This is a genomic window from Cysteiniphilum sp. 19S12-1, assembly GCF_052030685.1.
GTDB lineage: Bacteria > Pseudomonadota > Gammaproteobacteria > Francisellales > Francisellaceae > Caedibacter.
The window spans coordinates 16,716-26,548 of the sequence record NZ_JBQAJM010000021.1 but is presented as its reverse complement, the minus strand read 5'-3'; the positions used below and the strand labels follow the sequence as shown (position 1 = coordinate 26,548).

10 protein-coding genes are annotated in these 9,833 nt (G+C 39.6%); 3 read left to right on the top strand and 7 right to left on the bottom strand.

From position 1 onward, the window contains the following. Window positions 1-11: 11 nt before the first annotated feature. The 4 genes from ACTS4L_RS08015 to ACTS4L_RS08000 are packed head-to-tail and all read right to left on the bottom strand — an operon-like array spanning window position 12 to window position 4,101. Complete coding sequence (locus tag ACTS4L_RS08015; RefSeq protein ID WP_440616854.1) at window positions 12-938, bottom strand: methylenetetrahydrofolate reductase; 927 nt, start codon at window positions 936-938, stop codon at window positions 12-14. Then, on the bottom strand, window positions 931-2,094 hold the full coding sequence (locus ACTS4L_RS08010) for a trans-sulfuration enzyme family protein (protein WP_440616855.1): 1,164 nt from the start codon (window positions 2,092-2,094) through the stop codon (window positions 931-933). Before ACTS4L_RS08010 ends, ACTS4L_RS08015 begins: the two co-directional genes overlap by 8 nt. A gap of 1 nt (window position 2,095) precedes the next feature. Next, window positions 2,096-2,896: an amino acid kinase family protein gene (locus ACTS4L_RS08005; RefSeq protein ID WP_440616857.1), complete on the bottom strand. Its 801-nt coding sequence runs from the start codon at window positions 2,894-2,896 to the stop codon at window positions 2,096-2,098. A 2-nt stretch (window positions 2,897-2,898) separates the two neighbouring features. Further along, on the bottom strand, window positions 2,899-4,101 hold the full coding sequence (locus ACTS4L_RS08000; protein ID WP_440616858.1) for a trans-sulfuration enzyme family protein: 1,203 nt from the start codon (window positions 4,099-4,101) through the stop codon (window positions 2,899-2,901). A 370-nt stretch (window positions 4,102-4,471) separates the two neighbouring features. On the opposite strand from ACTS4L_RS08000, the gene ACTS4L_RS07995 reads away from it, so the two are divergent. The 3 genes from ACTS4L_RS07995 (at window position 4,472) to ACTS4L_RS07985 (ending at window position 5,541) form a co-directional block, all read left to right on the top strand. Then, on the top strand, window positions 4,472-4,762 hold the full coding sequence (locus ACTS4L_RS07995) for a DUF1778 domain-containing protein (protein ID WP_440616860.1): 291 nt from the start codon (window positions 4,472-4,474) through the stop codon (window positions 4,760-4,762). Between the two features lie 80 nt (window positions 4,763-4,842). After that, window positions 4,843-5,262, top strand: coding sequence for a GNAT family N-acetyltransferase (locus tag ACTS4L_RS07990; RefSeq protein WP_440616861.1), 420 nt, complete (start codon window positions 4,843-4,845; stop codon window positions 5,260-5,262). 129 nt (window positions 5,263-5,391) lie between these two features. After that, window positions 5,392-5,541, top strand: a complete 150-nt coding sequence (locus ACTS4L_RS07985) for a YdcH family protein (RefSeq protein ID WP_440616863.1) — start codon at window positions 5,392-5,394, stop codon at window positions 5,539-5,541. A 103-nt stretch (window positions 5,542-5,644) separates the two neighbouring features. Here the strand turns inward: ACTS4L_RS07985 and zapE are convergent, their stop codons facing one another. From zapE to ACTS4L_RS07970, 3 genes are all read right to left on the bottom strand, one after another. After that, window positions 5,645-6,691, bottom strand: a complete 1,047-nt coding sequence (gene zapE, locus ACTS4L_RS07980) for a cell division protein ZapE (RefSeq protein WP_440616865.1) — start codon at window positions 6,689-6,691, stop codon at window positions 5,645-5,647. A 9-nt stretch (window positions 6,692-6,700) separates the two neighbouring features. After that, window positions 6,701-8,194 (bottom strand): glycosyltransferase family 39 protein, encoded by a 1,494-nt coding sequence (locus ACTS4L_RS07975; RefSeq protein WP_440651919.1) that lies wholly within the window; start codon window positions 8,192-8,194, stop codon window positions 6,701-6,703. Between the two features lie 67 nt (window positions 8,195-8,261). Next, window positions 8,262-9,578 (bottom strand): MFS transporter, encoded by a 1,317-nt coding sequence (locus tag ACTS4L_RS07970; RefSeq protein WP_440616869.1) that lies wholly within the window; start codon window positions 9,576-9,578, stop codon window positions 8,262-8,264. Between the last annotated feature and the right edge of the window lie 255 nt (window positions 9,579-9,833).

Below are 9,833 nucleotides of genomic sequence, written 5' to 3'. Positions count from 1 at the left end.
AAGCTGAGTGATTAATGAGATGTCGAATGAGAAACTGCTGTAAATGCTAGAGCTTGTTGATTCCTTTGGTTTTTTTGTTGCTCCAAGATGCTTTGTATTTTAGAACTTTTAGCAATCACGGCATTGGTTGCGGACATTTGATTTAGTGTATAGAAATGAAGCCCATGTACACCAAGATTAATTAAGTCATCACACAGTTTAGCGACAACATCACTGGCAAAGTCTTGCAATGCAACAGAGTCATGTGCATAAGCGGCAAGACGTTTATCAAGCCACTGTGGAATATCAGCATGACAAATTTGTGAGAAGCGTTTTAGCCCTTGATAATTGGCAATGGGCATAATCCCTGCTGTAATTGGAATATTGATTTGGTGATCATGACACATTTGTAAGAAATGATAGAAAGCATCAATACTATAAAAATATTGCGTAATGGCATGATTTGCACCTGCATTAACCTTTTGTTTTAGATTATCGATATCTTCTTGTAAGGTCTTGGAGCTGGGGTAGAACTCAGGATATGCTGCAATCGTAATATCAAACTGCTCACCACTGATTTGACGAATATAATCAATCAATTGGTAAGCATAATTAAAGCTTACATTCGTTTGTTTTTGGATATTTTGTGGTAGATCCCCACGAACAACAACAAGGCGATTAATGCCAAGCTTAATATACGCTTGCAAAAGATTACAAATCGCTTGCTTATCAAGATGAAAGCAGGTGATGTGTGGCACAACGTCAATATGTTGTTGACGTAAATAGCGAATAAGTATTAACGAATTAGCGTAAGATTCGGAACCGCCAGCGCCAAAAGTGACGGATACGTATTTAGGTGCATGAGGCTTTATTTCATCAATGGCTTGGTAAAGCTTGCCATTGTCAAGATGAGCTTTGGATGGGAATAGTTCAAAACTAATATGGCTGTGATTAGGCATGGTGTTCACTCGTAAAAGACGTTGTTATTTCATGGTTTAAGGCTTTCTCAAGATCGGCAATCAAATCATCAGGGTCTTCGATGCCAATGGATAGTCGAATAAGACTTTCTGGAATATTGCGATTGCTACTATCAATTGCGGCATGTGACATCTGACAAGGCAAGCTAATAAGACTCATTAAACTGCCGAAGCTTACTGAGATAGTAAAAAGTTGTGTCTGATTAACAATGTGTTTAGATAGTTCAAATGATTCAGTGGTAAAGCTCAATACCGAACCAGCGCCTGTTGTTTGAGCCTGCATAATATTAAATCCACAATGTGTTGGCAGTCCTGCGTAGTAAACTGTAGTCACTTTGGGATGGTTCTCTAGAAATTGTGCAATTTTAAGCGCGCTTTGTTGCTGCCGTTCGATACGTAAACCAAGTGTTTTGACTCCTCTTAATAAAAGCCATGCTTGCATAGGGTCAAGTGCATTACCATTAGCATTTTGTAAGAATTTAAGCGCTTGTGCTAAATGTTCATGATTAGTGACAACAATACCTGCAGAAACATCGCTGTGTCCTGCTAAATGCTTAGTCGCTGAATGAATCACAATATCAGCACCAAGATCCAGTGGTTTTTGTAGCCACGGTGATAACAAAGTATTGTCGACGGCAAGAATAATCTCTTGTGGTAGCTTTAATCTTAAGGCGTTGATATCAGTGATTTGTTGTAGTGGGTTAGTTGGTGTTTCTAACAATACCAACTTAGTATTCGCCGTTAATGCTTGTTTTAGTGCTTGCTCATCATTGAAGTCAACCTGTGTGCATTGAATATTAAAACGCGTTAATACTTTGTGAATAATGCGGTGTGTACCACCATAAATATCCGTACCAATAATGATATGATCGCCTGCGTTTAATAGTTGCAGCACACAACTAATGGCTGCCATACCACTACTAAATGCCAGACCATATTGCGCATTTTCAAGCTTGGCAATGTAAGCTTCAACGTACGTTCGTGTCGGATTACCACTTCTTGAATAATCATAGGTGTTATCAGGATGCTCAGCGTCATCTTGGGCGAACGTAGCCGTTTGATAGATAGGTAAACTATTGGCGTGATGAGGGTCGTTATTGTTAATATTTGGATGAATAAGGCGAGTCCACTGATCCATATTATGCAACCTCGTAAATTTTAGCTTGACTCAGCGTTTGAGCTACCTGCTTTGTTTCTAAGGTGCCAACGGTTGTGTAATTATTGCCATTGAGTTTACCAATTTGAAATGTCAGACAATGCGCTTTAGCCCAAGTGATCGCTTGCGGCTGAATGACTTGCGTTGCTTTTTCTTTCGCGCAGTCATACGTAAGTGTCTCGTAGCGAATAGCTTCTTTAAATTTATTGGGATCCAAATGATAAACACCATCGACATCTTTAAGCAAAATACAGCGCTTGGCCTGTAATTGATGCGCAATAAAAAGCGCGCTTAGATCTGAACCGCCGCGCCCTAAAAGGCAAGGTTCATTGTCTTTATTCTCGGCAATGAAGCCAGGTACAACGATGGCTTGTTGTGTATTCAATAGCGCATGAAATAATGATTGATTGATGCAAAGTGGTGTGGCATTAGCATAATCGCCTTCAGCAACAATGGGACGGGTGATGAAATTACTTTGGATACCGTGCTGTAGTAGTGTTTGTGTGAGATAGGCGACGGATTGTAGCTCACCAGTGGAAAGTAATAAAGCACGGGCTTTAGCGATTGTTTGATTGTTACTTAAATCCAATGCACTTTGATTTTCTAAAGTATCAGTGGTATTACCAATAGCAGAGACAACGGCAATGACTTTATATCCTTTATCAACAAAGCGCTTTACTTCAACAGCAGCATCTTTGAAGTGATCAAAAGATTCAAGGATTGAGCTGCCAAACTTAAGCACAATCACTTCGGCTTGAAAACTACTACAGCGATATTGTGTCATGATTAAGATACCTTTTGTTTATTTTGTTGTTCAGTGGCAGCGGTTAATGCTTGATCTAGATCTTGAATGATATCAAATGGATCTTCTAAGCCAACAGATAATCGAATTAAACCGTCATGAATGCCTAGGCGTTTACGTTCATCTGCGGCAATTGGACCATGTGTCATCGTCGCTGGATGGGTGATTAATGTTTCAATCGCACCAAGGTTCTCAGCCAATGCACAAAGTTTAACAGAATTAATAAAGCTTATCCCATTTTGAATATCACCTTTAAGCTCAAAGGCAAGCATTCCACCGTGTGCGCCTAGGTGCTGCTTTTCAGCCAGTGCGTGCTGTGGAAAGCTATTTAAGCCAGGGTAGTAAACGTTCTTGACGGCCTCGTGTGTTGCTAGAAAACGCGCGACTGCTAAGGCATTGTCAGAATGTTGTTTCAAACGAAGCGGCAATGTCTTGATGCCTTGTAAAATAAGCCATGCCTCAAACGGCTTTTGAATTGATCCTAAGCAGTTACGGGTATAGCGAAAGCGCTCATTAATTGCTTCATCTTTTGCAATTAATGCACCACCAACAGTCGCGTTGTGTCCGTCAATGTATTTTGTGGTCGAGTAGATACTAATATCCGCATCCAGATCAAGTGGCTTTTGCAGTGCTGCTGTCAAGAAAGTATTATCCACTGCAAGCAGAATATTATGTGCCTTAGCAATATCAGCGATTGCTTTGATGTCAGTTAATTTAAGCGTTGGATTGGCTGGCGTTTCAATCAAGATTAATTGCGTGTTGTTAGTAATTGCATGTTTGACATTTTGTGGGTTACTGCTGTCAACATAGCTCACATCAACACCAAACTTTTTAAGCACTTCATTAAATAAACGCACGGTGCCACCATAGACAACATCTGAGCAGACGACATGGTCACCTGCTTTGAGTAAAGTGCAGGCAAGCGCGCTAATGGCAGCCATGCCTGTAGCAAAGCATGCGCTACTAGGTGCTTTTTCAAGCTTGGCAAGTTTATCTTCTAATACGCTAACTGTAGGATTAGATGAACGGCTGTAAGTGTGACCTTTGTGATTGCCTACACTTTCTTGTAAGTAGGTTGTTGTTTGGAAAATAGGTGTTAATAACGCGCCATTATTTGGATCTGCTTGGATGCCTGAATGAATGCATTGCGTGTTGAAGTGTTGCTCATTTGTAAATTGATTTGCCATTTTGAACCTCTTTAAGCTATTTTTGCGCTTGGGGTCGCTGGCAAAGAGCCAGTGCCTTGGGATCCTAGGCACTGGAATTGGCATTTAAATCGCTTGTTCGCGCTTAAGCAAACGATTTAAACCCAACCTCGACAACAGTGCCTAGGTTGGGCATCATCATTCGTTTGTAACAAGCGTATTTAAGCATAATGACTTCACGAAAAAATTAGTAACTTGAACTTAAACTACCAGAAGTTTTTAAAGGCTGTCAATTGTGATTTGCATTTTTTTTGTGATTTACGCTATGGGCGGTATATATGATAACCTTGTTTTGATTTTGGTGCCTTTTTGACGTACACTTAGGTTGTGTTGAAAGTATGTGGAGTTCAAAATGCGAAGCGAGACAATGAATCTTAAACAAGAACGTATTAATTTGAGATTGAATAATATGGCAAAAACAGTTCTCGAACGCGCCGCAAGTTTTGAGGGCAAAAGTGTAAGCAGCTTTATCTTACATTGCGCATTAAGACAGGCTGAAAAAACGATTCATGCGCATGAAGTGATGCAATTAGATCAGGGTGATGCAATGGCTTTTCTAACAGCGTTATCGCAACCAGTACAGTTTAATGATAAGTTGCTTCAAGCATTTGATGAGCATAATGTGCGTGTTGATAGTAAATGATAAGCTATTCAAACATAGTTATTTCAACCCTGGATGGTAGTATTCACAATCGTTCCCATTTTTGCTGTGGGGTTGAGGTATTGGACCATTATATTCAAAAGCAAGCAACTCAAGATGATCGGCGCAATATTGCGCGTACGTTTGTTGCAACATCTAAAGAAGATATAGCGACTATTGTTGGCTATTATACACTTTCCACATTGTCAGTAGATGTAAGTGCTTTACCTGAGGAAGTGGCGCGTAAATTGCCACGTCACCCAATCCCTTGCGCTTTAATTGGGCGTTTGGCGGTCAGTGAAGATGCACAAGGCTTAGGTGTTGGTAAAATGCTCTTAGTCGATGCGATTAAGCGCACACTTGGCGTGAGTGAGCAAATCGCTGTCTACGCCATGATTGTTGATGCAATTGATAAAAAAACAGTATCTTTCTATCAGCAGTTTGGTTTCAGGGTGTTTCACTCGGAGGAGCACCGCCTATTTTTGCCCCTAAAAAATATATAAAAGATGACATAGATCATTTTTTTAGTATCTATCGAAGTTTTTTGCTGTAAACGCGCATGACGCCTGGTTTTATGATTGTTAGACTCAGATTGGAATGTGTAGTATTAATCGTAAATGTAGGAGTCAATAATGTTAGAGCATCACCCACTAGTTAAAGAGTTTCCTGAGCATGCGGAAATAATCCATAATTTAAAAGAAACGGATAATCATTTTAATAAGTTATTCGATGAATATGAAGCGCTTGATAAGGAAATATTTAGGATTGAAGCTAATCAATAAGCGGTAACAGATAATGAGTTAACAAACCTTAAAAAGCAGCGTCGCCGTGTCAAAGATATGCTTTACAATCAAGTGTTACAAACGAAAGAAGTGGTTTAGTTTCTTACTGTTGCATCTCATGTAATCGGCTTTTAGTGCGTTCAAACTCAAATTTAAGTTTTTCACCTTGATAAATATCATTAAAATCAGTATCCGCTGCGATAATAACGTGTTTATCTTCATCATAAAACTCATCAATCATGGCGATAAAGCGTCTGGTTTCACTTTCATCTTTTATCGTTAATATCGGCATATCACTGATATAAATCATATCAAAACGCTTGGCAAGAGCAATGTAATCACTGACTCCGCGACCATCACCGCAAATACTAGAAAAATCAAACCAAATAGCATTTTCATCAACGGCTTTGACTTTCACAAGACGATCTTCAAGGATGATATCAGTATCATACATAACGTGAGTTGATGCATTTTGTTTAAAGCGATTGGCAAGATCAAGTGTGGCTTGTGGAAGTGGGTAGAAGTAGTTTTGATTGCGCGCTTGTGCTAGCTGTCTATAATCAGTACCTGAATCAAGGTTAAGAACGGTGACATGCTTGATAAGGCAGTCGATTGCAGGAAGGAAAAGCTCACGTTGCAATCCGCCTTGATAAAGACGCTCTGGCGGGATGTTGGATGTTGCAACAAGGGTGACACCAAGCGCAAACAATTGAGTAAAAAGATTGCCAAGAATCATTGCATCAGCAATGTCTTCGACAAAGAATTCATCAAAGCAAATAATGCTATATTGATCTGCAATATTGTGAGCAACCATTTGTAAAGGATTTTTTTGACCTTGAAAGCTACGCAATGATTGATGTACCTGCTGCATGAAGTGATTAAAGTGCAAGCGTGTTTTTTTCTGCGTATTTAACGCATCATAAAACAAATCCATAATAAAGGTTTTACCGCGACCAACGCCACCCCACATGTATAGGCCTTTAATAGGGTCAGGTTTTTTTTTAAATAAACGCCATGACTTAGCTTTTATGACTTTGTTATCTAGCTGATCAATAACTTGTTGTAGAAGGTCGATTGCCTGTAATTGCAATGGATCCTCGCTGTAGTGATGTCCTTTAATATAGCTTAGGTAGTTTTCATGTAAACTCATAATTTCTCACTAAGCTTTCGGTGGTAAAAAGGCGATTTGAAAGCGCATCGGCTGTTGATCAGGTTTGGCACGTTTCCAAGGGGTTTCCTGATAAGGCGTGATGACTAAATCAGGAAATTGTGCTAATACTTCTTGCGGAAACTTGGAAGTTCCTTCCATCTGTGGCACAAGAATAAACACGGCACCTTTCTGGCGTAAATCATGCATATCAAGTGCTGGATTAAGCGCTGGATTAAAAGCGATAAGCGCCATGGGATGATCTGTTGAATAGCGTGTAATATAGCTGATCGGCTTGTTAAAGCCCGCGATATATTGAAGCTTAGTATTATAACGTTGATGCCATTCATTGGTAACGATTTGCGCGATTTCGCGCGCAGGGTAATTGGCGCTACTGGTTTTGCTGCGTGACAATGAAATACTGTAGCCGACAAGCAATAAAATAGTAATAAAGCTAGCCATGGCGATAAGGCGTTTCAGTTTGCTCGTGGTTAAAATAGGCTTTGTTAATGCGACTAAAATTAATCCCCACAAGCTCAATAATGGGATGCCCCACATCGTGTGGATATTCCAACCACCAATAATTGAGATCAATAGTGTAATTAATGTTGGACAAAACCCAACAAAGAATAAAAATTTGGCATCAAATAAGCTGATAGCCGTTTTGGTGTTGAGTGTTTTTTTGCCTTTTGATTTGCCAATAAACCCGAATAAAAACAAAGCAACTGCACCCATGAATGTGCCTAGTTGGGCAAGGAAGAAGTGTAGCGCATAACCAAAATGTTTTTGCAGAATGCTCTCGTGCATATGACTATCGACTTTATCCATTGAATAATGAATGGTGATAAAGCCATAATTTATAAGCCAGACGATATGGGGAATGCAGATGATAATTAAAATAATCAAGCTTAAATAAAGTTTCCAATTGACTAAATGGCGATGTAATGATTTCTCAAAAATGATAAATAACAACATGGTAACTAAGGGCACGGCGGTGTAGTACTTTGCCATCATTGCAAGCCCCGCAATGACGCCAAGCAGCAGCCAATGTTTTAAGCGATTTGTTGTCGCACTACGATAAAAATACAAAGCCATTAACGGCCAAAGTCCAAGTTCACAGGCGTTGTCATTGAAATCAATAATCGCAAGGTTGTAATATTGGATGGCAACTAAAATAATTACCGCAAATAAAGCAAGATAGTCGTTTTTAAAAATTAATTTTCCTAAGCGCCATACCGACCAAAAAGCAATAAGTGCCATTAACTGTGAAAATAGATAAATACTCCAATCTTGATTGCCACTAATAATGAGTGCGATTTTGGTTAATAGCGCATTTAGCCAAGGGTCACGCGGATACCCCCATTGTAAGGTATGTGCCCACATTGCCCCTTCTGTTGCATCCATGGGTGTGACAAAGCGCATTAACGAAGGAGCTAGTGTCCATAAAAATACATAGCTTATAAAAAAAATCCAAAAAAGGTGACTTGCTTTAATTGTTTGCTTCATTGCATCGGTAAATATTGTGGCAATGCGCATCATCATAGCAGAAATAGCCTCTTAGAAAATGTTTTTATTAAACATCATCACTTTGCTCTTCGCTATTATCTTTAACAAAACATAATAAGACAAAAGAGAGAATCATGCTGAGTGTTAAAATAGAGAACGCCATATGGTAAGAGGAAACATCAAAGTGTTTAACTGCATTAGCGGGTGCCAAACCCTGCGCGTAATGCACAATTTGCCCAGCACTGTTGATATAATTGCCTTGCCACGTTAGTTCAAGGAAATAGCCGATCAATGGGTCAAAGATAGCACCAAAGATTGGCTCACCGGTATTGATCAATGCGGCAACAGTGGCAGTTACAACGATAGGGTTAATGCGCCGACCGATAGCGAAGCTCAGCATATATATACCTAATGAAAAACCAAAAATAAATAAGCAGATAGAGGCAGTCAGTGGCGTAGTTTTCATAGTGAGAACAATGGCAAGGCTTATGGTGGCAATAACATGAAAACAAAGCATTAAACGCTTAGTATTATAGTATTCTGATAGCTTGCCGATAACCGGAGAGCCAATTGCCATGCCAAGGAAAATCATTGAAATCATACCCGCAGCATGCTCGGTTGATACACCATATTGTTCACGGAAATAATTGTTCCCCCAAAGACCGGCAAAGGCATCAATCGCCGTAAAGCTTAAGCCTGAATAAAAGGTCAGTAGCCAATTGTTACGATTGAAAAGTACCGTTTTGATCGATGCCCATTCAAGACTACTATCTTTGGTCGAAATCTCTTTTTGCTTAGGATTGTGATCACGTACAATTAGGAAGTACAAAAAAGCGCCAACAAGACCTGCGAAAGCGCAAATTACCAATGCTTTTTGCCATGAGCCGGTATGTGAAATTAAATAAGATAATGGGGCTTGTCCAATGATTGCTCCTAGCATTGCTGCAGTTGCTAAAAAACTTGAAACAAACGCAAAGCGGCGTGGTGAGAACCACACGGATACGGCTTTAATATAGCTAACGGTCGCAAAAGAGATACCAACACCTATTAAAATGCGCCCAAGATATCCCAACCAAAGATCGCCATGATTAGCGCCATAAATAAATACAAGCAATCCTATTGCCGAGCTTACTAGGGAGAGTGAGCTAATAATGCGAAAACCAAATTTATCTAAAATAACACCTGAGAATAGTTGGGTAATAACAATGGTCCAAAAAGTGATTGCGACCAATGATCCTGCTTCAGCTGGAGAGATGCGAAAAGAAGACATGATGTCATTAGCGATAAGGCCTGGGAAAACCTGCATAATATACTTGTAGAATAGTAAAAAGGCGCTTAGCACCACAACGAAAATAACATAACCTTTGATTTTGTGAATTGCCATATATGTTAGAGGGTTATCTAGGGGGTGAAAACATATTAACGATTTGATTGAAAATTAAAAGTAAAGTGTCGGGATTTATCGGCTTTTTAGTATGCTTTAGCTGAAGTGATAGGTATAGTATGTAGCTAAACAAATAAGTTGAGCCTTTTTTACCTCACCTTTTGTGGGGGAGATCGCGTAGCATGAACTCATGCGGGTGAGGGGTTATTGAGTTTTCATTATTACTATGGAGTTTACATTGAGTAAACAGGCTGA

Bases quoted from the DNA above. Each gene is read 5' to 3' on its own strand.
- ACTS4L_RS08015 (WP_440616854.1), bottom strand. From the start codon at position 938: ATGCCTAATCACAGCCATATTAGTTTTGAACTATTCCCATCCAAAGCT.
- ACTS4L_RS08010 (WP_440616855.1), bottom strand. From the start codon at position 2,094: ATGGATCAGTGGACTCGCCTTATTCATCCAAATATTAACAATAACGAC.
- ACTS4L_RS08005 (WP_440616857.1), bottom strand. From the start codon at position 2,896: ATGACACAATATCGCTGTAGTAGTTTTCAAGCCGAAGTGATTGTGCTT.
- ACTS4L_RS08000 (WP_440616858.1), bottom strand. From the start codon at position 4,101: ATGGCAAATCAATTTACAAATGAGCAACACTTCAACACGCAATGCATT.
- ACTS4L_RS07995 (WP_440616860.1), top strand. From the start codon at position 4,472: ATGCGAAGCGAGACAATGAATCTTAAACAAGAACGTATTAATTTGAGA.
- ACTS4L_RS07985 (WP_440616863.1), top strand. From the start codon at position 5,392: ATGTTAGAGCATCACCCACTAGTTAAAGAGTTTCCTGAGCATGCGGAA.
- zapE (WP_440616865.1), bottom strand. From the start codon at position 6,691: ATGAGTTTACATGAAAACTACCTAAGCTATATTAAAGGACATCACTAC.
- ACTS4L_RS07975 (WP_440651919.1), bottom strand. From the start codon at position 8,194: ATGAAGCAAACAATTAAAGCAAGTCACCTTTTTTGGATTTTTTTTATA.
- ACTS4L_RS07970 (WP_440616869.1), bottom strand. From the start codon at position 9,578: ATGGCAATTCACAAAATCAAAGGTTATGTTATTTTCGTTGTGGTGCTA.